At 76.5% G+C, this 22,351-nt stretch carries 16 protein-coding genes; 11 read left to right on the top strand and 5 right to left on the bottom strand.

All coding sequences use genetic code 11. The features are described from left to right. Window positions 1-4 precede the first annotated feature (4 nt). Together AC069X_RS06110 and AC069X_RS06105 are read left to right on the top strand one after the other, a co-directional pair. A complete protein-coding gene (locus AC069X_RS06110; RefSeq protein WP_478725601.1) occupies window positions 5-1,345 on the top strand; it encodes an MFS transporter in 1,341 nt (446 codons plus the stop codon). Between the two features lie 10 nt (window positions 1,346-1,355). Continuing rightward, window positions 1,356-2,540: an anhydro-N-acetylmuramic acid kinase gene (locus tag AC069X_RS06105; protein WP_478725599.1), complete on the top strand. Its 1,185-nt coding sequence runs from the start codon at window positions 1,356-1,358 to the stop codon at window positions 2,538-2,540. On the opposite strand, the gene AC069X_RS06100 is transcribed toward AC069X_RS06105, so the two are convergent. Both AC069X_RS06100 and AC069X_RS06095 read right to left on the bottom strand, forming a co-directional pair. Beyond that, window positions 2,458-4,266, bottom strand: a complete 1,809-nt coding sequence (locus AC069X_RS06100; protein WP_478725597.1) for an asparagine synthase-related protein — start codon at window positions 4,264-4,266, stop codon at window positions 2,458-2,460. The genes AC069X_RS06105 and AC069X_RS06100 overlap by 83 nt on opposite strands. A 5-nt stretch (window positions 4,267-4,271) precedes the next feature. Then, on the bottom strand, window positions 4,272-5,414 hold the full coding sequence (locus AC069X_RS06095) for a 3-dehydroquinate synthase family protein (protein WP_478725595.1): 1,143 nt from the start codon (window positions 5,412-5,414) through the stop codon (window positions 4,272-4,274). Between the two features lie 141 nt (window positions 5,415-5,555). Between AC069X_RS06095 and AC069X_RS06090 the strand changes: the two genes are divergently transcribed. From AC069X_RS06090 to AC069X_RS06080, 3 genes are all read left to right on the top strand, one after another. Further along, window positions 5,556-6,224 (top strand): response regulator transcription factor, encoded by a 669-nt coding sequence (locus tag AC069X_RS06090; RefSeq protein ID WP_478725593.1) that lies wholly within the window; start codon window positions 5,556-5,558, stop codon window positions 6,222-6,224. Between the two features lie 213 nt (window positions 6,225-6,437). Beyond that, window positions 6,438-8,540, top strand: a complete 2,103-nt coding sequence (locus tag AC069X_RS06085) for a sensor histidine kinase (RefSeq protein WP_478725591.1) — start codon at window positions 6,438-6,440, stop codon at window positions 8,538-8,540. Window positions 8,541-8,591: 51 nt separating this feature from the next. Continuing rightward, window positions 8,592-8,849: a hypothetical protein gene (locus AC069X_RS06080; RefSeq protein WP_478725590.1), complete on the top strand. Its 258-nt coding sequence runs from the start codon at window positions 8,592-8,594 to the stop codon at window positions 8,847-8,849. 76 nt (window positions 8,850-8,925) lie between these two features. Here AC069X_RS06080 and AC069X_RS06075 read toward each other — a convergent pair whose 3' ends face one another. Together AC069X_RS06075 and AC069X_RS06070 are read right to left on the bottom strand one after the other, a co-directional pair. After that, window positions 8,926-10,833, bottom strand: coding sequence for a glycoside hydrolase family 15 protein (locus AC069X_RS06075; protein ID WP_478725588.1), 1,908 nt, complete (start codon window positions 10,831-10,833; stop codon window positions 8,926-8,928). A 160-nt stretch (window positions 10,834-10,993) separates the two neighbouring features. Further along, the gene (locus AC069X_RS06070) at window positions 10,994-12,100 is read right to left on the bottom strand and encodes an ADP-ribosylglycohydrolase family protein (RefSeq protein WP_478725586.1); all 1,107 of its coding nucleotides are present in this window, start codon (window positions 12,098-12,100) and stop codon (window positions 10,994-10,996) included. Window positions 12,101-12,304: 204 nt separating this feature from the next. On the opposite strand from AC069X_RS06070, the gene AC069X_RS06065 reads away from it, so the two are divergent. The 6 genes from AC069X_RS06065 to AC069X_RS06040 all read left to right on the top strand — a co-directional run bounded on the left by AC069X_RS06065 (window position 12,305) and on the right by AC069X_RS06040 (window position 21,592). Next, on the top strand, window positions 12,305-13,777 hold the full coding sequence (locus AC069X_RS06065; protein ID WP_478725584.1) for a multicopper oxidase family protein: 1,473 nt from the start codon (window positions 12,305-12,307) through the stop codon (window positions 13,775-13,777). A 155-nt stretch (window positions 13,778-13,932) separates the two neighbouring features. Continuing rightward, complete coding sequence (locus AC069X_RS06060; RefSeq protein ID WP_478725780.1) at window positions 13,933-17,121, top strand: amidohydrolase family protein; 3,189 nt, start codon at window positions 13,933-13,935, stop codon at window positions 17,119-17,121. Between the two features lie 73 nt (window positions 17,122-17,194). Next, the gene (locus AC069X_RS06055) at window positions 17,195-18,709 is read left to right on the top strand and encodes an alpha/beta hydrolase (protein WP_478725583.1); all 1,515 of its coding nucleotides are present in this window, start codon (window positions 17,195-17,197) and stop codon (window positions 18,707-18,709) included. 89 nt (window positions 18,710-18,798) lie between these two features. After that, a complete protein-coding gene (locus tag AC069X_RS06050) occupies window positions 18,799-19,605 on the top strand; it encodes an MBL fold metallo-hydrolase (protein WP_478725581.1) in 807 nt (268 codons plus the stop codon). 26 nt (window positions 19,606-19,631) lie between these two features. Then, window positions 19,632-20,849, top strand: a complete 1,218-nt coding sequence (locus AC069X_RS06045) for a threonine synthase (protein WP_478725579.1) — start codon at window positions 19,632-19,634, stop codon at window positions 20,847-20,849. Between the two features lie 83 nt (window positions 20,850-20,932). Next, window positions 20,933-21,592 carry a DUF2278 family protein gene (locus AC069X_RS06040; RefSeq protein WP_478725577.1) on the top strand — a complete coding sequence of 220 codons (660 nt, stop codon included), beginning with the start codon at window positions 20,933-20,935 and terminating at the stop codon, window positions 21,590-21,592. Between the two features lie 29 nt (window positions 21,593-21,621). On the opposite strand, the gene AC069X_RS06035 is transcribed toward AC069X_RS06040, so the two are convergent. Further along, on the bottom strand, window positions 21,622-22,351 hold a 730-nt coding region (locus tag AC069X_RS06035; RefSeq protein WP_478725575.1), incomplete at its 5' end, for an N-acetylmuramoyl-L-alanine amidase.

Below are 22,351 nucleotides of genomic sequence, written 5' to 3'. Positions count from 1 at the left end.
AGCGGTGGCACCCCTCGCGGTGGGCCCGGCACCCTCCGCCGCCGTCCACCCCAGGCGGGCGCTGCTCGCCGGCGCGGCCGGGAACTTCACCGAGTGGTACGAGTTCGGCGTGTACGGTGCCTTCGCCACGGTCATCGCCGACCAGTTCTTCACCCCCGCCGCCGAGGCCGGCCGGGGCGGCGCGGGCCCGCTGGTCGCCACCTACGCCTCCTTCGCGGTGTCCTTCTTCTTCCGCCCCGCCGGAGCCCTCCTCTTCGGCCGCCTCGGCGACCGCGTCGGCCGCCGCCCCGCCCTCGTCCTCGTCATCGCCCTCATGACCCTCGCCACCACCCTGATCGGCCTCCTCCCCACCCGGGCCGCCATCGGGACCGCCGCCCCCTGGCTGCTCACCCTGCTCCGCGTCCTGCAAGGGCTCTGCCTGGGCGGGGAGTTCGGCGGTGCCGTGGCCCTGATGACGGAAGCCGCGCCCCCGGGCCGGCGCGGCCGCCACGGAGCCTGGCAGTCCTTCACCGTCGCCCTCGGCCTGCTCGCCGGCGCGGCCGTCGCCGCCCTGCTGGCCGCACTGCTCTCCCCGGCGGCCCTGCACGCCTGGGGCTGGCGGATCCCCTTCCTGCTGGCCCTGCCCCTGGGCCTGGCCGCGTACCGGCTGCGCACCGGCCTGCCCGACGAACGGCCGCCCGAGCCCGAGCCCGAGCCCGACAGCGCGCCCGCGCACGCCTCGGCGACGGCGGGGGAGGGGCCGCAGCGCCCCGCCGGCACCGCCCGGGCCGTCCTGCTCGGCGTCACACGCATCATGGGCTGGTCCGCTGCCGGGTACACCTTCCTCGTGGTGCTGCCCTCCTACCTCCAGGCCACGCTCGGAGCCTCCTTCCGTCAGGCCCTGACCGCGACCGCCCTCGCCAACCTCGGCTTCGCCGCCGCCATCCTGCCCGCCGGCGCCCTCAGCGACCGCGTCGGCCGCCGCCCCGTCATGCTCGCCGGAGCCCTCGCCGTCACCCTCTTCGCGTTCCCCCTCCTCCACCTCCTCCAGGACCCCGCCGCCCCCGCCGCCGCCCGGGCCGCAGCCGTGCTCGGCGCGGGCGCCACCGTCGGGCTGCTCGCCGGCCCCGGGCCCGCCATGCTCGCCGAGATGTTCCCCGCCCGGGTGCGCTGCACCGGACTCGGACTGGCGTACGCCCTCACCGGCGCGGTGTTCTCCGGCTGCGCGGGCCTCGTCATCACCGCCCTGACGGCCGCCACCGGCGACCACGACATCCCCGCCTACTACGCCGCCGGCACCTGCGCCCTCAGCGCCCTCGCCCTCGCCGGGCTGCGCGGCGACGACCACAAGAGGCCCCTGCGATGAGGACGGACGGATGAAGGTCATCGGCCTGATGTCGGGCACCTCCCACGACGCCGTCGACGCGGCCGCCGCCCGGCTGACCCTGGAGGACGGCGGCGCGACCCTGCGGCTGGTCCCGCTCGGCATGGTCAGCGACCCCTACGGGGCCACCCTGCGCGAGGCCCTCGCGGCGGCCCTGCCACCCGCGCCCACCACCCTGGCCGACGTCTGCCGGCTCGACACCCGCATCGGGCAGGCCTTCGCCGCGCTCGCCGGCCGCGCCGACCGCGAACTGTGCGCCGGCCGGGCCGCCCTGATCGCCTCCCACGGCCAGACCGTCTACCACTGGAGCGAAGCCGGACAGGTCCACGGCACCCTCCAGCTCGGCAACCCCGCCTGGATCGCCGAGGCCACCGGCCGGCCCGTCGTCTCCGACTTCCGGCCCCGCGACGTCGCGGCCGACGGCCAGGGCGCCCCCCTCGTCGGCCTGATCGACCTGATGCTGCTGCGCGGCCGCCCCGGCGCCCCCGCCGCCCTGAACCTCGGCGGGATCGCCAACCTCACCGCCCTGCCCCCGGCCGGCCCGCCCGTCGCCTTCGACACCGGCCCCGGCAACGCCCTGATGGACGCCGCCGTACGCGAACTCACCGGCGGGCGGCTCGGATACGACGAGGACGGAGCCCTGGCCGCCGCCGGCCGCGTCCACGAACCGCTGCTGCGGCGGCTGCTCGCCGAGCCCTACTACCGGCTGCCCGCCCCCAAGACCACCGGCAAGGAACTGTTCCACCCCGGCCACCTGCGCACCGTCCTCGACGGCTTCGCCGCCCTCCCGCCCCCGGACCTCCTCGCCACCCTCACCCGGCTCACCGCCCGCACCGTCGCCGACGCCCTGCGCCCGCTGCGCGTCACCGAGGTCATCACCTCCGGCGGCGGCACCCGCAACCCCGCCCTCATGGCCATGCTCCGCGAGGAACTGCCCCCGGAAACGGCCCTGCTGGACTCGGCGGCCCTGGGCCTGCCGGCCGCCGCGAAGGAGGCCTACGCCTTCGCCGTCCTCGGCTTCCTGACCCTGCACGGCCTGCCCGGCAACGCCCCCGGGTGCACCGGGGCCCGGGGCCCCCGGGTGCTCGGCTCCCTCACCCCGGGCCACGGGCCGCTGCGACTGCCGCCCCCGCCGGCCCGGCCGCCGGTACGGATCGCCGTGGGCCCGCCGCCGTGAGCGCGACGGCGCCCGCGGCGCGCGCCGGGGGCACGGGACGGCGTACCGCCACCGCGTACTCCTCGCGCCACAGCTCGAACATCAGCAGCGCCCAGACGGCGGTCGCCAGCCGGTCCGACGGCCGGGCGAACTGCGCGGCCAGCAGCCGGTGCACGGCCGCCGGATCCAGCAGCCCGGCCGTGCGCAGCCGCGCCGGGGAGAGCACCTCCCGGGCGAGGCCGGCCAGCGGGCCGTCCCGGCGGAGCAGGGCCGTCACCGGCAGCCCGGCCGGCCAGGCCCCGGCACCGGCCGCGACGGAACCCGGCGCCGTCGCGGGCAGGGCCGCCCAGGCGCGCCGCGGGGACAACGGCAGCCGCGCCCTGACCCCGTGGGCCGCGCTCAGGTGCGCCAGGCGCCGCAGCCCGCGCGCGGGCAGCAGCACCTCCAGCTCGAAGCGGGCCGCCGCACCGCCCAGCCCGGCACCCGAGCCGAGCCGCTCGGCGACCGAGCGGGCCGCGTCGCCCCGGCCGGCGAGGTACGCGCGGTAGTCGGGGCTGTAGAGGCGGGAGCGGGCATCGGCCGGGACGGGGCCCAGCGCGTCCGCGTACGAGGCCGCCGAGCCGGAGCGCACGGCCGCCGCGACGCGCAGCCGGCCCTCGGCGAGCTCCTCGACCGGATCCGTGGCCAGCACGGTACGGAAGCCGGCCCGGCGCGCGGACTCGAAGAGGAGGTGGCCGCTCAGCGCCGCCGGGTCGGCGTCGGGCTGTCCCATCCGCCAGGCCAGTACGGGCAGCAGCCCGGCGAGCCGCGCCGCGTCGAACCGGCCCGGCCCGGCGTCCTCCGGGCCGGCCGCGGACGACCGCCCGGACGGTTCCGCGGCCAGGCCTGCGGTCGGCAGGCCCGAGGGCCCCGCCGGAGGGCCCGCGGTCGGGCGGCCGGAGGGGCCCACCGAGGGCAGCACGCCCCCGGCCAGCCCCGCGACGAGCTCGGCCCCCGGCCCCCCGGACCCCAGCAGGCACACCGGCCCCGCCCCGCCCGAGCGCCGCCGCACCTGCTCCGCCAGCCGCTCCCGCGCCCCCGCCGCGTTCCCGGGCGCGGGCACCGTCCGCCGGGCGGGCTCCGCCCGGCGCACCAGCCGCAGCCCGGCGCGGCGCGAGCAGACGGCGGTCGTCCCGGGCGGCAGCACCCGCACCCCGTCGATCAGCGTCCGCCCGCCGAGCGGCGCCCCCGTGGTCAGGTACGCGTCCAGGCCGGGCTCCCACAGCCCCGGCCGGTCCGGCAGCAGCGCCAGCAGCGCCGGAACGTCCGAGGCGTAGTACAACGCGCCCCGGTCCGGCTCCCAGTGGTAGTAGAGCGGGACGCCCCCCGTCGCGTCGACGGCCAGCACCAGCACCGGCTCGGAGCGCGCGTCGACCACCGCCGCCGCGTACGCGCCCGCCAGGTGCTCCGCGCACTCCGCGCCGTCGAGCTCGTAGGCGGAGCGCGCCAGCGCCGAGTCGTTCCGGTCGGCGACCGGGAGGCCCCGTACCTCCAGCCGGGTGGCGAGGGCGAGCCGCCCGTCGAGTTCCCCGTCGAGGGCGGCCGCGATCCGGCCGCGGTCGGAGATCCGGCCCGCCGCCAGCGCCCAGCCCTCGCCGTGGCACAGGGCCGGGCCGTCGCCGGGAGGGCCGGTGCGCAGGTGCGCGGCGGCCGCGCGCAGCCGGTGCGCCGGGAGGCCGGCGCCGAGGTGGCCGAGGATTCCGTTCATGGTGATCACTTCCTTGTGAGGGTTCCGGTCCCCGAGGGCAGAGCGCCGTCCCGGCCGCCCGGGACCGCGACCCGTGCGCGGTCCCGGTCCGGTCCGGGGAGCGGCCCGCGGGCGGGCACGAGGTCCGCCAGCGCGGCTTCCAGGAGTTCGGCGGCGACCGGCGCGCGCAGCTCGCCGTGGTGGGCGTACGGGTCGCCCAGCCCGCGCAGCAGCACCATGCGGGTCTCCTCCCGGCCCCCGGTCACGGCCGCCGCCACCTCGCGCGGGCGGAGCCCGCCGGGCAGGGCCCGGGCGGCGCCGGCGCGGTCCAGGAGGTCCTCGTGGGCGGCCTCGTCCGCCGGGTCCAGGAGCCCCGACCGGCGCGAGACGCCCGCCGCGGCCCGCAGCCCCAGGGCGAGGGCGTCCCCGTACGGGAGGTCCGGGCCGGCCAGGCTCCGCACGGCCCGGGCGACGGGGTCGCCGTAGTGCAGGGCGGCGGCGGGGCCCCGTTCGAGGGGGTCGTGGAGGCAGAGCGCGGCCCGGGCCTCCAGGCAGAGGGAGACGGACGCCGCGAGGCCGCCGGGGTCGTGGCCGCCGCCGGGCCGCAGCCGCCCGGCGACGCGCCCGGCGGAGGCCGGAACGACGGCCAGCACGGTGCGCAGCAGCGGGCTCAGCCCGGCCCGCAGCCGGGCGGGGGGCAGGGTCCGCAGGAGCTCCAGCTGGATCCGGACCAGGACCGGGGCCGAGATCCTGCCGCCCGGTCCGGCCACCGACAGGGCCGTGTCCGTCATGGCCCGCAGGGTGGTGGGGACGCGGACCACGGGCGGCCGGGTGCCGTCGGCGTACCGGGCCCGGCCGGCCGCGCCGATCACCCGGCTGCCGCCGAGCGCGACGACGAGGGAGCCGTCCGGGACCGGGAGGGGGCCGTCGCCGTCGGGCCACAGCACCCCGGCGGGCGCGGCCGCGCCCAGCAGGCGCAGGGTGCGCGCCGCGTGCTCGCGCGGCAGGCCGGGGGAGGTGACGAGGACGATCCGGCCGGGGGCCGGTTCGTGCGGGAGGCCGCAGAGCCCGTCGGCCGGGCCGCCCCCGTGGCGGATCTGCACGGGGACGTGCACCGGGCCGCAGAGCAGGGACCGGTCGATGCTGACGGGGGAGAGGTGTGGGGACATGCCGCTCACGATCCGGGCGCCCGTACCCCAGGGGCATGAGGCCCAGACCCCGTCCGCGTCCCCCTCGCCCTGTCCCACGCCGTCCCGGCCCCACGGCATGGTCACCCAGGGTCGTCACTCCATGACTGTTAGTGTCGATCCGTGGACGAAGAAGACCGAACCATCCCCCGGGTCTTGATCGTCGACGACCACCCCCTGTTCCGCGAGGGGCTGCGGGCCGCCCTGGAGAGCACCCGGGGCGCGGTCGTCGTCGCCGAGGCCGAGACCGGCGGCGAGGTCCCGGACGCCGTGGACCGGCACCGGCCGGACGTGGTCGTGATGGACCTGTCCCTGCCCGACGTCTCCGGGATCGAGGCCACGCGCCGCCTCGCCGGCACCCATCCCGGGCTGCCGGTCCTCATGCTGACCATGTCCGACGACGACGGCAGCCTCCTCGCCGCCCTCCAGGCGGGGGCCCGCGGCTACGTGGTCAAGGGCGCCGGCTCCGAGGAGGTGCTGCACGCCCTGCGCACGGTCGTGGCGGGCGGCGCCGTCATCGGCTCGGAGATCGCCGCCCGGCTCTCGGCCCTGCTGGCGGGCGGCCACCGGCGTGACGCCGGACAGCTCTTCCCGGCCCTGACCTCCCGGGAGGTGGAGGTGCTCGAACTGATCGCCCGGGGCCACGACAACCGGCGCATCGCCCGGGAACTGGTCCTGTCCGAGAAGACCGTCCGCAACCACATCACCCACGTCTTCGAGAAGCTCCAGGTCACCTCCCGCGCCGAGGCCGTCGCCCGGGCCCGGGACGCGGGCCTGGGCGCCGACGCCTGACCGGAGCCCGGAGCCCGGAGCCCGGAGCCCGGAGCCCGGAGCCCGCAGCCGCGGCCCCGCGCCCGGAGTCCCGGTCCGGGACCACGGCCCGCAGGCTCTCGGGCCCCGCCCCGCCCCGCCCCGCACCGCGAACCGGGACACCCGCCCCATGCGCCCGGGACCGGGGGCCCGCCAGGCTGGAAACCAACGCACCGAGCGGCCGGGGAGGCCGACATGCGCACAGCGAACCGGACCACCGCGAGCACGCCCCGCTCGGGGCCGGAGATGCTGCCCGCCTACGCCGTCTGCGTCCTCACCATGCTCGCCGCCGTCACCTGGGGCGTCGTCACCCTCACCCACATCGGCCACCCCGCCCTGCGCGCCGTACGGCTCCACCTCGCCGCCGACCACGTGCTCGTGGGCCTGGGCATCGCCCTCACCGGCATGGTCTTCGCGGCCCGCCGCACGGCCCGCGTCCTCGGCTGGCTCATGCTGTGCTCCGGCTGCCTGCTGACCCTCGCCCAGGTGGTGCCGCAGACCGCCGTGGTGCACGGGGCGGGCCCGCGCCTGCTCACCGTCGTGTTCATCCTGGTGATGGTCGCCTTCACCCTGATCAACATCATCATCTATCCCATGCCGCTCTGGCTGCCCACCGGCCGGTTCCCGCGGTGGGGCGCGCCGTACGTGGCGTTCACCGCCCTCTTCAGCGCGGCCCAGCAGTACTACGTCTTCACCCGTCCCGGCTTCGTCTACTACGGGGTACCCACGCCCATCTCCGGCCCCGGATGGTCGGGCCCGGCACGCCTGCTGACCCCGTGGATGGACACCGCGTCACTGTGGGTGCCGCCCGTCATCGCGGGCGTCGGCATCCTGCTCATGGCCGTCCGGTGGCCGCGCACCGACAAGTCCGACCGCCCGTACGCGATCCTGGCGGTGCCGTACCTGCTGTGGATCGCGGTCATCGCCGTCAACCAGTACGGCGACCCGCCGATGGGCTTCGAGGTCGTCATCGTCTACCTCGCCGCCGCCTCCTGGCCGGCGACCGTCGGCTACGTCCACATCCGGGAGCGCACCTGGGCCCTGGACCGGGCCGGGCGCCGCATCCTGACGGCCTTCGTCCTCACCTTCGGCCTGTTCATGGCCTACGCGGGGGGCGCCTTCGTCCTCGACTACTTCGCACCCGGCTCCCTGAACCCGGAGTCCGGGCTGATGGCCTGCCTCACCCTGCTGGTCGGCGTCCTGCTGCGGCCCACCGCCCGCTGGGCCGCCCGGCTGGTCGACCGCTACTACTACGGTGAACGCGCCCAGCCGTACCAGGCCGTGCGGGCCCTCGCCGACCGGCTCAGCCACGCCCTCGACCCCGGCGACATGCCCCGCCTGCTCTGCGACACCGTCGTGCACACCCTGCGGCTGCCGGCCGCCCGCCTGGTGATCCGCACCCGGCACGGGGACCGCGAACTCGCCCGCCTGGGCAGCCCGGGCAGCGGGGACGAGGCCTTCCCCCTCGTCCACCGGGACAACGCCATCGGACACCTCTACGTCCCGCCGCGCGCGGGCGAACTCGCCCTCGACCAGCAGGACCGGGAGGCCGTGCGCATCCTGGCCGACCACAGCGCGCCCGCCATCGCCTCGCTCCAGCTGTACGAGGAACTCCAGTCGAGCCGCGAACAGATCGTCCTGGCCCGCGAGGAGGAGCGGCGCCGGCTGCGCCACGACCTCCACGACGGCCTCGGCCCCGCCCTGTCCGGGCTGCGCCTCCAGGTCGACGCGGCCCGCACGGCCATACCGCCCGGCTCCCGCGCCGCGGCCCCGCTGGCCGCCGTCTCCGAGGGGATCGGGCAGGCCATCGACGAACTCCGCCACATCACCGGCGGCCTGGCCCCCGCCGCGCTGGACGGCGCCGACCTGCCGCGCGCGCTGCGCCAGCTCGCCGAGCGCCTGGGCCGCGACCTCCGCATCACGGTGAGCCTGGCCCCCGAGCCGTTCCCGGGGCTGCCGGCGGCCGTCGAGGTGGCCCTGTACCGGATCACGGCGGAGGCCCTGAACAACGTGGTCCGCCACGCCCGGGCCGGCCACGCGCACGCGGCGGTGGTGCTGACCCCGGAGGCGGTGACGGTGGAAGTCGCCGACGACGGCACGGGCGTTCCCGAGGGAGCCTCCCGCGACGGCGGTGTCGGACTGCGCTCGATGGCCGAGCGCGCCGAGGAGCTGGGCGGCACCTTCGCCCTGGTCAGCACGGGGGCCGGGACCGTCGTCAGGGCGGTGCTCCCGCGTACGGCCGGGACCGGAGCGGGACCTGGGGACCATGTGCCCGGGACACGGGGCTCCGTACGTTGATGGTCCGAGGTCCGAACGGGCCCCGGGAGATCCGAGAGAAGAGGAACCATCATGTACGCGAAGATCGCTCGCCTCGCCCCGGCCGCACTGCTCACCGCCGGTCTCGTCCTGGCCGGTCCGGCCGCCCTCGCCGCCCCGCAGCAGTCCACCGCCGCGGTGTCGGTGCAGGAGCACAAGGCCACGGGCAAGAAGGGGCCCTACCCGAGCAAGGCGTCCTGTGAGTCCGCCGGGAAGAAGGGCCACTACAAGAAGTACACGTGCAAGCTCGAAGGCCACAAGAAGTGGTACCTGTACTACACCACGAAGTGACCGGAGGGCAGCTCCCCCAGCCGGGCCCGGGACTCATGTCCCGGGCCCGGCGCCTCGTGCGCGCGGGCGCCCGGGGTCACGTACGGACCGCGGGCGGCGTCGGCAGACCCGCACCCTGCTGCTGTACGAGGGTCAGCAGGACCAGCGCGTCCGTCCACGCCAGCGGTACGACGGCCTTCGGGAGGCCCTGCGCGTCCACCGTCTCCGGCAGTTCGCCGAGCACGTTGCGCTGGGCGAGCACCCAGTCGAGCACCGCCGCGCCCTTGGCCCGTTCGCCCGACGCCGACCAGGCGAGCGCGAAGAAGGAGGTGCTCGCCGTCCAGGTGATGTTCCCCCACCGGGTGTCCGGGTCACTGCCCGGCACCAGCCCGCCGTTGGGCCGCAGCAGCTCCCGGTACGTGGTGTCGAGCGCCCCCGGGAGGTCGGCGGGGGCCTCGTTGAACGGGGGCGCCATGAACGCCGCCGCGCTGTCGTGGCCGTGCAGCCCGTCGACGGTGCGCTGGTAGCCGAGCGGCGCGAACCGCTTGGCGATGCCCCGCTCCAGCTTCCCCGCCGCCAGGGTCCAGCGCGCGGCGTCCCGTTCCAGGCCCAGCCCGGAGGCCAGGTCGGCCGCCGCACGCAGCCCGGACAGCAGCGGCGCCGCGGTCCCGATGTTGGCGGTGTCCGTGGGCAGTTCCCAGTAGTCCGGGGAAGCCGGCGGCAGCCCCTCGCCGTCCAGCAGGGCGGCCGTGCGGTCGGCCGCCTTCAGGATCGCCGGGTACAGCACGCGCAGCCGCTCCTCCCGGTCCGCCGCGGGCGCCGTCCGGTACCACTGCCAGGTCGCCCAGGGCACCCAGCCGTTCGCGTCCAGCTGCCACGGCCGGGCGTCCGGCGGCCCCGACCCGTCCAGCCGGGTCCGTGCCTCCCAGGTGCCGTCCGGCCGCTGCGTCCGCGCGTTGTAGCGCAGGATCCGGTACGCCTCCTCGTCGTGCCCGGTGTGCGCGAACGCGGCCGCCGCGAAGGCGGAGTCGCGCGGCCAGGAGAAGTCCCAGAAGGGGTACCAGGCCGCCGCCAGCGCCCCGTTCGGCCGCAGCAGCGCCCGCATCGACAGCAGCGCCCGCTCCGCGCCCTCGCGCCGGGCCCCCGCGGACCCCGGCACCAGGCCCCGGGCCAGCCAGCGCCGCGACTCGGCGACCTGGGCCAGCGCGCCCGCGTCCCCCGCCTCGACCACCCGGGACTTCTCCGCGCCCTCCGGCAGGTACCGCCAGCGGCCCGACGGCAGCACCAGGACGTTGCTGCCCTCCACGTAGCGGGCGCCGACCGCGAACGCCGGGTCGACGGCCTCCACCACCCGCCCGTTGGAGAGCAGACCGGCCGTCCTGGCAGGCTTCATCGAGGCCGGGACGTAGCAGGCCTCGGTCTCCCCGCACCGCTCCGGCCCCGTCGGGTTCACGTAGAACGCCAGCCGGCCCGCCCCCGGCTGCCAGCCGCCCCGGTCCCGGTCGTACTGCGCCGCCGCCGGGGCGCCCGCCGCGGCCGCCCGCGTGCCGTGCCAGGTCACCGCCCCGCCCCCGGCGGTGGAGGCCTGCGCGAACAGGTGGTACCGGGCGCCGGGCCGCAGCGCCGCCGACAGCGGCACCTCGACCCAGCCCGCGCCCGGCCCGCCCAGGGCGGCCAGGTCGACGGAGGCCGAGGCGATCGCGGAGCCGGCGTCGCCCCGGGCGGTGCGCACCTGCACGCTCAGCGTCCCGGACGCGGCCGTGCTGCCGAGGAAGAGGGAGACCCGCGAGAGCCGGCCGTCGTCGGAGCTGAACTCCTGGACCCCGGCCCGGCCGCTGCTCCCCGCGCCCGTGATCCCGTACAGGGCCGCCTCGTGCCCGGCGTGCCCGTCGTACGCCGCCGGCGCGCCGGGGGAGAGGGGCCCGTTCGCGGCCGCCGTCCCGCCCGCCGTCTGCGACAGCGTCGCGAGCAGGGCGGTGGCCACCAGCACGGACCGTGTGCGCATCACGCATTGCCTCCACTGTGATGAAGCGTCAAGAAGCCTGGCAGAGCGCGTACGCGGCGCTATTCAGCCAATATCCCCGGCGGTGCCGCCATCGAGGGGACCTCGGCCCCGCAGCCGCGCCGGACACCCCGAACCACCGCCCGGACGGTCCAACGCCCCGTCACCAGCCGGGGTAACGGTCCAGCCAGGACGGGTCCCAGCCCTCCTCGTGGCCACCGCCGCCCGGGAACTCCTCGGCCTCCGACAGCAGGTCCCGGGCGAGCGCGTCCAGCACCCACGCCAGCTCGTGCCGGCTCACCAGCTCCACCGGCAGCGCCCGCTCCCCGTGCGCCGCCCCCAGCAGGGCCCCCGCCACACAGGCCACCGCCTCCCCGTCGGGCGCCCCCGCCGCGAACCGCAGCGCCCGCTCCACCTCCCCGCGCTCCGGGAACGAGGCCGCCGCGTACAGGCCCCCGAGCACTGCCGACCAGGCCGTCTGGTCCGGCGCGAGCCGCGCCAGCAGGGCCGGGTCCCCCGGCTGGGAGACGGCATCGCCGAGCGCACCCGCCAGCAGGCCGAGCTCCGCCCCCGGTACGCCGTCCACCAGGCCCAGCGTCGCCAGCGCGGCCCAGGCCGAGCCCCGCACCGACTCCCCGGCCAGGCAGTGCGCCGCCAGCACGGCCGCGCACGCCGCCGCCCACTGCGCCACGGGGTCCCCGTGCGTCAGCGCCGCCGTCTCACGGGCCCGCTCGACACCCTCCTTGGCGTACCTCGGGGAGCGGGCCGAGCCGATGAGCGCCATCGGGAGCGTCCGGCCCACCGCGTGCCAGCCCCGGCTGCCGGTCACCGCCTGCTCCAGGGTGCCCTGCTCCAGCCCCGACAGGGCCGCCACCGTGGCGGGGGCGCTGCCGCGCTGCTCCGCCAGCGCCGGCACCCCGACGAGCCAGCCGTCCGGCCACGTCCGGCCGTCGAAGCCGGTCCAGCGCTCGCGCACCCGTTCGCGTTCGACGCCCTGGAGGTACGCCCAGCGGCAGTACGCGTGCCAGAGCACGGACGGCGGATGGCAGATCCCCTTGTGGCTGCCGCGCACCGAGGCCCGTATCGAACCCTCCACCGTGAAACAGGCCAGCTGGGTGCACACCCCGGCCCGCACGGTCCCGGGCGGCAGCGGCCCGCCCCGCACCCCGCCCAGGGACTCCCCGACCGCCAGCCCCAGCAGCAGCCCTCGGGTTCCGGCCACCGTCCTGGCCCGGTCCGCCCGCTCCTGGCGCTCCGTCATCCTGTCCATAGGGCCCAGCCCCCTCCATCCGCTTCGAACACCAGCGGGCATCGTACGCAGGGTCTTCCCGGGCGCCTCAGCCGTGCTCCACAGCCGCACCAGCGGCACACCATCGGGTTCGAACACGCTCTCCCTGTCCACCGCCGCGCACGCTTTCGCGCCAATCCGACCCGACCGGCACACGAGGCGCCGGGCCAGACCCACGGGGGAACTGTGATCACTCGACGGACCGCACTCCGGGCAGGCGTCGCCGCCACCAGCATCGTCGGCACCGGCGGCATGCTGCTGCCCGTCGTGAACGCGGTCGCGACCGAGCCGGCGAAGACCGCCGGCGCGGCCGAGCTCGACGCCGCGAGCATAGCCAAGTTCACTCAGAGAATGCCCGTGCCCCCGGTCCTGCAGCCCTACAAGACCACCAGCTCCACCAGCTACTACCGCATGACCCTGAAGGAAGCCACCAAGGAGATCGTGCCGGGCCTGAAGACCCCGCTGCGCACCTTCAACGGCTCCTTCCCCGGCCCCGTCATCAAGGCCGAGTCGAACCGCCGCGTCGTCATCAAGCAGACCAACTCGCTCGCCGTCCCCACCTCGATCCACCTCCACGGCGCCCACGTCCCGCAGGACAGCGACGGCGCCCCGATGGACCTGATCCCGGCCGGCGGCGGCACCAAGACGTACACGTACCCCAACACCCAGCCGCACGCGAACCTGTGGTTCCACGACCACGCCCACCACATGGAGTCGGAGAACGTCTTCCGCGGGATGACGGGCACCTACATCCTCACCGACGACATCGAGCGCAGGCTGCCCCTGCCCGCGGGCCAGTACGACGTCCCGATCTCGCTGCGCGACGCCCGCTTCCTGGAGAGCGGCGAACTCGTGTACCAGATGGGCGACTTCATGAAGCGCAACGTCGTCCTCGCCAACGGCAAGTCCTGGCCCTTCTTCGAGGTCGCGGCCCGCAAGTACCGCTTCCGCCTCACCAACACCTCGAACCAGCGCTTCTTCGACCTGCACCTCGCCGACGACTCCGAGCTCGTGCAGATCGGCACGGACGGCGGCCTGCTCCCCGCCCCGCACCGCACCAACGTGGTCTCGATCAGCCCCGGCGAGCGCGCCGACGTCGTCATCGACTTCTCCCGCTACCCCGTCGGCACGGTCATCGAGCTGCGCAACAAGGACATCGCCCCCTTCGAGTCCGCGGACGTGGTCGGCAAGGTCCTCCAGTTCCGCGTCACCCGCACCGCCCAGGACCGCAGCTCCGTCCCGGACCGGCTGCGCACCCTGCCCGCGCTCGGCCAGGCCACCGTCAACCGCGAGATCGACATGCGCATGGACGAGGCCCCCGGCGGCAGCGCGTACATCAACGGCCAGACGTACGACATGGACCGCATCGACACCGAGATCGCCTACGGTGCCACCGAGATCTGGACCGTGACGAACAGCAACAAGGTGGCCCCGCACAACTTCCACATGCACCTGGTCCAGTTCCGGGTGCTGGAGCGCAACGGCAAGCCCGTCACCTCCGGCCCCGAGACCGGCCTCAAGGACACCGTGCCGCTCAAGCCGGGCGAGACCGTCAAGGTCCAGGCCACCTTCGACGGCTACCGCGGCACGTACGTCTACCACTGCCACCTCTTCGACCACGGCGCCATGGGCATGATGGCCAACATGCGCATCTCCTGACGCACCCCGCCTCCCCCCGGCGCCACCCTCCGCCCCGGCGGCCCCGCGGCCGCCGGGGCGGACCCGTCCCGTTGCCGGATCCGCCCCGTGATCGTTTGACCGCCTGACGGGCCGACGGGCGGGAACGACACACGAGGCGGGTGGCCGGGATGCGGATGGGGCGCAGGGCGGTACTGCGGGGGGCTTCGGCCGGGGCACTGACGGCACTCACCGGACTCCGGCCCCCGGCCCCGGCCGGAGCCGCCGGGCCCGCCGCCGGCCCGGACGGCCGGGCGGACGGCCGGGCCGTCCTCCGCTTCACCCGCGCCACCAACGGCGCCGCCACCGCCACCGCCGACGGGCGGCGCGTCATCGCCGAGGTGCAGAACGTCCTCTGGGCCCTGCCCGGCGACGGTTCGCCCGCCACTCCGCTCACCCCGCCCGACCTGGAACCGGGCCGCCCGGTGTTCTCCCCCGACGGGCGCAGCGTGGCCATGACCGGCTACCGCGGCGGCACCTTCCACATCTGGGTGATGCGGCCCGACGGCACCGGCCTGCGCCGCCTCACGTACGGCCCCTTCGACCACCGCGCCCCCGCCTGGTCCCCCGACGGCCGCACCCTCGCCTTCTGCTCCGAACGCGGCGGCGACCCCGTCTCCGGGAGCCCGTACCGGATCTGGACCGTCTCCCTCGCCGACGGCGGCCTGCGCCGCCTCACCGGAGCACCCGGACAGGACGGCCCGGCCCAGGGCGGCGCCTGGGAGGACCTCGACCCCGTCTTCTCGCCCGACGGCGGCCGCGTCCTGTTCCTGCGCGCCACCCAGACCGGCGAGACCCTCACCGCGCGGACCCTCGCCTCCGTCGCCGCCGACGGCAGCGGCCCCGTACGCACCGAACACACCGTCACCGCCGGCAGCCTGCTCGCCCCCGCCCTCTCCCGGGCCGGCCGCACCGCCTGGATCTCCGCCGCCCCCGGACCCCGCCGGGCCGAGCACCTCACCCTGTACGCCGACGGCCGCCCCGTCCCCCTCGACGGGGACCTGGCCCCCGCACCGCCGCGCTGGATCGGCGACGACCGGCTGCTCATCACCCTCGACGGCCGCTTCCAGGTGATCCGCCCGCACCGCGACGGCCCCGCCCGCGAGATCCCCCTCGACGCCACCCTCGAAGTGTCCCGGCCCCGCTACCGGGTCAAGGAGTACGACCTCGAAGCGGACCGGCCCCGCCCCGTCCGCGGCATCCACCTGCCGGCCCTCTCGCCCGACGGCCGCAGCGTCGCCTTCGCGGCGCTCGGCGCCCTGTGGACCGCGCCCGTCACCGGGGGAGCCCCGCGCCGGATCCTCCAGGCTCCCGCCACCGCCTACGTCCAGGGCCCGGTGTGGACCCCGGACGGCCGCGCCCTGCTCTACACCGACGACCGCGACGGGCTGAACGCCGTACGCCGCCGGGAACTCGCCGACGGCCGCGAGAGCGTGCTCTCCCCGCCCGGCCGCGTCTACGGCTCCCTCTCCCCGGACGGCACCCGGCTGGCCGCCCTCGACCTCGCCGGCCGGCTCGTCGTCCGCGACCTCGCCTCCGCCACCGACACCCCGCTCGTGGCCGCCCTCGGCGGCGGAGGACTGCCCAGCCCGCCCAGCTGGTCCCCCGACGGCCGCCACCTCGCCCTCTGCGACCGCAACCGGCTCAGCCGCCGCTTCCGCGAGGGCCACAACCTGATCCGGATCGTCGACACCGCCACCGGCGCCGCCCGCCTCCACGCCCTCGCCCCGCACACCTCCCTCTCCGACCGCTACGCCTCCGGCCCCGTCTGGTCCCCCGACGGCCGCTTCCTGGCCTGCGTCGCCGAATCCGAGCTCTGGCTGCTGCCCGTCACCCCCGACGGCACCCCCACGGGCCCCGCCCGCCGCCTCACCGGTGAACCCGCCGACCACCCCTCCTGGTCCGCCGGCTCCCGCACCCTGCTCTACCAGTCCAACGCCCGCCTGCGCCTGCTCTCCCTCCGCCCCGACGGCACCCCCGACGGCGCGCCCCGCACCGTCCCCGTCGCCCTGTCCTACCGCCGCCCCGAGCCCGTCGACACCGTCGTGCGCGCCGGACTGCTGTGGGACGCCACCGGCACCCCGCCCCGCGCCGACGTCGACGTGCTCATCAGCGGCGGCCGCATCACCGCCGTCGAACCGCACCGCCCGCGCCGCCGCGCCGCCCGCACCGTCGACGCCTCCGAGGGCACCGTCCTGCCCGGCCTGTGGGACGCGCACGTCCACCCGTACCCCTACACCTACGGAGCCCGCCAGGGCGCCCTGCACCTGGCCTACGGGATCACCACCGCCGTCTCCCTCGGCGGCTCCGCCTACGAACAGGCCCGCCTGCGCGAGGACATCCGCGCCGGCCGCCTCGCCTCCCCCCGGCTGCTGGCCGGCGGCGAACTCCTCGACGGCTCACGCGTCGCCTACAGCATGGGCCGCGCCCACCGCACCCACGCCGGACTCGCCCGCTCCCTGGCCCGCGCCGAGGCCCTGGACTGGGACTTCGTCAAGACCTACGTCCGCGCCCCGTACGCCTTCATGGAAGAGGCCGCCCGCTTCGCCCACGAGCGGCTCGGCGTCCGCGCCGGCTCCCACCTGTGCGCCCCCGGCATCCAGTCCGGCCAGGACCTGACCACCCACCTGATCGCCACCGAACGCGCCGAGTACGGCCACGGTGCCACCCCCGCCGGCCACACCCACCAGGACACCCTGGAGGTCTACACCCGCGGCGGCTTCGACCTCGTCGCCACCCCCTTCACCGCCCTGCCCCTGTTCGGCGCCGACCCCTCGCTCGCCGCCGACCGCCGGGTGACGGCCATGATGCCGCCCTGGGACGCGGCCGCCCTCAAGGCCGCCGCCGGACACCCGCCGACCCCCGAGCAGTACACCGCCCTGGAACGGGAGGTCGCCGTCTACCGCAGCGTCCTCGCCGCCGGCGGCCGCGTCGCGCTCGGCACCGACGCCCCCCTCACCCCCGTCGGCCTCCACCTCCACCTCGCCCTGCGCGCCCTGCACCGGTACGGCCTCTCGCCCGCCGAGGCCCTCACCACCGCCACCCTCACCCCCGCCCGCGTGTACGGCGCCGACGCCCACCTCGGCACCGCCGAACCCGGCAAGCTCGCCGACCTCACCCTCGTCGACGGCGACCCCTTCACCGACTTCGGCCACCTGGTCCGCACCCGCGCGGTCCTCCGCGCCGGGACCGTGTACGCACGCGCCGGCCTGGAAGCCGCCTACCCCGGCCCGGCCGCACCCGCCCAGGCCTGGCGGCCCGTCCTGCGCCAGCTGCACCGCGACTCCTGCTGCACCGCCCACCGCGTCAACGGACTCCTCCTGTAGGGGGGTTACCCCCACCCCCCGGCGGCCGGTCTGCCGGATGGGCCGCCGGGGCGCCCTCAACGAGGCTTGCCCCATGACGACTTCCCGGAACAAGGCCCTCTTGACCCTCCTCTCCGCGGCGGCCGCCGCCACCGCGGTCACCGCCGTCACCCTCCCCGCGCAGGCGGCCGGCGGACCCCGCACCGAGGTGCCCGCCCTCAGCTGGCACCCCTGCGCCAAGCCGGGCGGCCCCGCCACCCAGGAGTGCGCCGACCTCCCCGTCCCCCTCGACTACGACGACCCCCGGGGCCCGCAGATCAAGGTGGCCGTCTCCCGGATCCGCAGCGACCGCCCCGAGGCCCGGCGCGGCACCCTCGTCGTCATCCCCGGCGGCCCGGGCGGCTCCGGCGTACAGCGCCTCACCCAGAAGGGCGCCGCCCTCCGGCAGCAGCTCGGCGGCGCCTACGACCTCGTCGCCTTCGACCCCCGCGGCGTCGGCGGCTCCACCACCGCCAGCTGCGGACTCGCCCCCGAGGACCGCTTCCTGACCGCCCTGCGCTCCTGGCCCGCCGCGGACGGCGACATCACCGAGAACGTCGCCCGCTCCCGCCGCACCGCCGAGGCCTGCGCCCGCAACGGCGGACCCGTGCTGCGCAGCTTCACCACCGCCAACCAGGTCCGCGACATGGACCGCCTCCGCGCCGCCCTGGGCGAGCGCAAGCTTTCCGCCTGGGGCGTCTCGTACGGCACCTACGTCGGCGCGGTGTACGCCCAGACGTACCCCGGACGCACCGACCGCTGGGTCCTCGACAGCAGCGGCGACCCCGACCCCAAGCGCGTCGCCCGGGGCTGGCTCGCCAACATGGCCGAGGGCTCCGAGGACCGCTTCCCCGACTTCGCCGCCTGGGCCGCCCACCCCGACCGCGACAAGGACGGCCTGCGGCTCGCCCAGCGCCCCGAGGACGTCGAACCCCTCCTGCTGTCCCTCTTCGCCTCCCTGGACCGCACGCCCCGCCCGTCCACCACCCCCGGCGTGCCCCTGACCGGCAACGGACTGCGTCAGGCCCTGCAGAACACCCTCTACAGCGACTCCGCCTTCCCCGCCTTCGCCCGGCTCGCCGCCGCCCTGCGCGACCCCGCCCACACCCCGGCCCTCCCCCCGGAGCTCGCCCGGCCCCTGCGCGACGAGGACGCCGCCCAGCTCGTCGCGGTGCTGTGCAACGACGTGGCCTGGCCGGCCGGCTCCCAGGCCGACCGGCAGCGCGCCGTGGACGAGGACCGGGCCCGGCACCCGCTGACCGCCGGCATGCCGGTCAACGTCCTCCCCTGCTCCTTCTGGAAGGACGCCCCCGAGGACAAGCCCACCAAGATCACCAACCACGGGCCCTCCGGCATCCTGATGATCCAGAGCCGCCGCGACCCCTCCACCCCCCACTCCAAGAGCCTCAAGATGCGCGAGGCCCTCGGCGACCGGGCCGTTCTCGTCACCGTCGAGCAGGGCGGCCACGGCGTCTACCTCGGCAACGGCAACGCCTGCGGCGACCGCGCCGTCACCCGCTTCCTCACCACCGGACAGCGCCCCGCCAAGGACACGAGCTGCGCGAACTGACCACCGGCGCCGCGCGCCGCGCGGCCCCACCCGTACGGCGGCACGATGGACGTACAGCCCCCTCCTCCCACAGGGCCGTGGAGATCATCATGAGCACGCACAAGGCGGGGCCCGACACCACCGTTCTCGCCGACTGCCTGGAAGTCCCCGGGATCGGTTTCATCCCCGTCAACGCCTTCGTCCTGCACGCCGAGGAGCCCGTCGTCGTCGACACGGGCCTGGGCCTGCCCGACCGGGACTTCCTCGCCGCCCTCGCCGGCGTCATCGACCCGGCCGACGTGCGCTGGATCTGGCTCACCCACCCCGACCGCGACCACACCGGCGGCCTGTTCGCCCTCCTGGAGGCCGCGCCCCGGGCCCGCGTGATCACCACCTTCATGGGCGTGGGGATCATGTCCACCGAGTGCCCGCTGCCCCTGGACCGGGTGTACCTGCTCAACCCGGGCCAGAGCCTGGACGTCGGGGACCGCACGCTGCGCGCCTTCCGGCCGCCGCTCTTCGACAACCCGGCCACCGTCGGCTTCTTCGACGACCGCACCGGCACCTGCTTCAGCTCCGACTGCTTCGGCGCCCCGCTGCCCACGTCCGACCTGGCCACCTGCCCCGACGTCGCCGAAGTGGACCCGGAGGACCTCAGGGCCGCCCAGCTCCTCTGGGCGAGCGTGGACAGCCCCTGGGCCCAGACGGCCGACCCCGGCCGCTTCCTCGCCACCGCCGACCCGCTGCGCACCGCCGCCCCGGCCACCGTCCTCTCCACCCACCTGCCCCCGGCCCCCGGCCTGACCCCGCGCTTCCTCGACACCCTGACCCAGGTTCCGGGCCTCACCCCCTTCACCGGCCCCGACCAGGCCGCCCTGGAACGTATGCTCGCGGACTTCGCCCCCGGCCCCCGCTAGCGGGGGCGGCCGTCTACGATCGCCGCATGACGGCAGCCTCCGGACCCTCGCTCGCCACCTCCCAGCGGTCCATGGGCGACCCCTCGCAGGCCTACCCGCTGTGGCCGCCCCTGCCGCGCGGCTGCCCGCGTACGAGCACCCCCGCGACGGACTTCCCGCTGGAGGTCGACTACGCCTACGAGGACACCCCCGCCGGCCTCTTCACCCCCCGCCCCGCCCCCGGCGCGGGCGGCGGCCTGGACCGCTGGGCCCCGCTCCTGCCACCCCTGGCCGCACCGGGCCTGGGGGAGGGCGGCACCCCGCTGCTCCCCTTCGGCGACGGCCTCTGGATCAAGGACGAGTCCCGCAACCCCACCTGGAGCCACAAGGACCGGCTCAACCGCGTCACGGTGAGCGCCGCCGTCCACGAAGGCGCCCCGGGCATCGCCGTGGCCTCCTCCGGCAACCACGGGGCCTCCGCCGCCGCCTACGCGGCCCGCGCCGGCCTGCGCTGCGCGGTCCTCGCCTCGGCGGGCGCCCCGCCCGCCGTGGCCTCCTTCCTGAAGGCCTACGGGGCGGTCGTCCTGCCCGTCCCGGCGGAGCACCGCTGGCCCCTGCTGGGCGAGATCCGCGACCGGCTCGGCTACCACCCGGTCAGCAACCTGACCCGCACCCACACCGGCCACCCGTTCGGGTCCGAGGGGTACAAGACCATCGCCTACGAGATCCACGCCGATCTCGGCGTCCCCGCGGCCGTCTTCACCCCCGTCGGCTACGGCGAGCTCCTCTACGGCGTCTGGAAGGGCTTCGCGGAACTGCGCCGGCTCGGTGTCACGGACACCGTCCCCCGTATGTTCGGCTGCGAGCCGGCGGCCGGCGGACCGCTCGCGCACGCCCTGCGCACGGGCGTCCCGGCCGCCGTCGTCCCGGTCGGCCCCACCGACGCCTACGCCATCGACTGCGCGGCCGGCAGCCACCGCGCGGTGCGCGCGGTCCTCGACAGCGGCGGGGCGGCGCTCGCTGTCACGGACGCCGAACTGGCCCGGGCCCAGGCGCGGCTCGCCTCCCAGGGGATCTGGGCGGAGCTGTCGGCCGCGGCCGGACTCGCCGGGCTGGAGCAGCGCACCGCCGCCGGCGAGCGCTTCGACGGGCCGGTGGTGTGCGTGTCCACCTCCAGCGGGTTCAAGGGCCTCGGTGTCGGCGCGGAGCCGCTGGAGCCGGTCGAGCCCACCTGGGAGGCCGTCTCGCGGATCCTGCGCGGATGAATCCGGCCCCCGTACGGGGGCCGGGCAGGGGATCCCCCCGCGCGTCACACCCCCGTCCGCCGGGGCGGTGGTTGACTGGCCGCATGCCGCTCGACTCCTACGGGGTGCTGTCGGGAACCCTGCACCGCAGCTTCCGCGACCAGCCCGACGCCCAGGGCCGCTGGTTCCACGTCAACCTGGAGGTGGACGCGCCCGAGGGCCGGTACCGGTGCGCCGTCGACGTGGACAGCAAACAGTCCGCCACCGGAGTCCAGTGGAAGGCGTTCACCCTCGCCGCCTCCGTGCTCGACCCGGTCCCCGCCCTGGCCCCCGGCTACCACGAGCTCTCGACGAGCTCCGGCTCCGGCGCCCTCGACTACCAGCGCCACCCCGGGCTCCAGCACCGCCCCGGCTGCGCCTTCGCCGTCCGCCCGCCCGCCTGGCTCCGTGACCTCCTCGGCCGGCTGAACCCGCCCCGCCCCTGGACCTCCGGCTCCCACCTCGACGCCGCCCTGGCGCTGGAGCCGATCCTCCTGCCCGGCCGGGAGATCATGGTCTTCGGGGAACCCTTCGCACACGGCCTCGGCATGCACAACATCCACCAGAACCAGGGCGATCCGTACGGCAGCCAGTGGTGGGACGACAACGGCACCTGGCAGGACGGGGCCACCCTCACCCGTCGGCCCGACGGCCAGTACGACGTCTTCCTCAACAAGTTCACCAGCCAGGCCGACCACACCGGCCCCGACGGCCACCCGGTCTGATCCGCGCCGTCCCGCGCGGGCCCAGGTCGTCAGCGGCCGGCGAACAGGCTGCCGAAGCGGTCCGAGGCCCGCGCCCGGACCGCGGGGAGCTGCCGGTACAGGGCCTCTCCCGGGCACTCGGTGGCGAAGACGTCGCGGTGCCCCGAGATCCGCTCCACCGTCACCCGCTCGCCCGCCGTGAAGCGGCCGTTGCCGACGGAGGCGGTGAGGGCGACCCGGCCCGCGGGGTCGTGGCCGTAGCGGCCGAGGGCCCAGGCCGCGAGCCGCGCGACGGCCGCCACGGCCTCGGGCGGGGCCTCGGGCTCCGAGTAGCGGCCGATCACCGCGACGCCCATCGTGTCGATGTTGAAGCCGAGGGTGTGCGCTCCGGTGACCGGGCGTCCGGAGCCGCCGGCCCGGCCCTCGAAGACCGTGCCGCACTTGTCCACGACGTAGTTGTAGCCGAGGTCCTTCCAGCCGTTGACCCGCTCGTGGAGGGCCTGGAGGCCGCGTACGACGGCGGGGGAGTCCGCGCAGTCGTAGTCGTTGCTCTGGGCGGTGTGGTGGACGAACACGGCCGCCACGTCCCGCCCGTACGCGGCGGGGTCGTCAGGGTGCTCGGTCGCGCCCCAGCGGGCCCGGGAGACGATCCGGGGCCGGGCGGCGGCGCCCGCCACCTCGTGCGCCGCCACCTCGTGCGCCGCCACCTCGTGCGCCGCCACCTCGTGCGCCGCCACCTCGTGCGCCGCCACCTCGTGCGCCGCCACCTCGTGCGCCGCC

This window comes from Streptomyces sp. NPDC043896, assembly GCF_056435605.1.
The sequence above is the reverse complement of the archived record's forward strand: the minus strand, read 5'-3'. Positions and strand labels throughout refer to the sequence as shown.

Coding starts and splice junctions, on each gene's coding strand:
- AC069X_RS06100 (WP_478725597.1), bottom strand. CDS start 4,266: ATGAACGGAATCCTCGGCCACCTCGGCGCCGGCCTCCCGGCGCACCGG.
- AC069X_RS06040 (WP_478725577.1), top strand. CDS start 20,933: ATGCCGCTCGACTCCTACGGGGTGCTGTCGGGAACCCTGCACCGCAGC.
- AC069X_RS06055 (WP_478725583.1), top strand. CDS start 17,195: ATGACGACTTCCCGGAACAAGGCCCTCTTGACCCTCCTCTCCGCGGCG.
- AC069X_RS06045 (WP_478725579.1), top strand. CDS start 19,632: ATGACGGCAGCCTCCGGACCCTCGCTCGCCACCTCCCAGCGGTCCATG.
- AC069X_RS06085 (WP_478725591.1), top strand. CDS start 6,438: ATGCGCACAGCGAACCGGACCACCGCGAGCACGCCCCGCTCGGGGCCG.
- AC069X_RS06080 (WP_478725590.1), top strand. CDS start 8,592: ATGTACGCGAAGATCGCTCGCCTCGCCCCGGCCGCACTGCTCACCGCC.
- AC069X_RS06105 (WP_478725599.1), top strand. CDS start 1,356: ATGAAGGTCATCGGCCTGATGTCGGGCACCTCCCACGACGCCGTCGAC.
- AC069X_RS06060 (WP_478725780.1), top strand. CDS start 13,933: ATGGGGCGCAGGGCGGTACTGCGGGGGGCTTCGGCCGGGGCACTGACG.
- AC069X_RS06075 (WP_478725588.1), bottom strand. CDS start 10,833: ATGCGCACACGGTCCGTGCTGGTGGCCACCGCCCTGCTCGCGACGCTG.
- AC069X_RS06050 (WP_478725581.1), top strand. CDS start 18,799: ATGAGCACGCACAAGGCGGGGCCCGACACCACCGTTCTCGCCGACTGC.
- AC069X_RS06095 (WP_478725595.1), bottom strand. CDS start 5,414: ATGTCCCCACACCTCTCCCCCGTCAGCATCGACCGGTCCCTGCTCTGC.
- AC069X_RS06070 (WP_478725586.1), bottom strand. CDS start 12,100: ATGGACAGGATGACGGAGCGCCAGGAGCGGGCGGACCGGGCCAGGACG.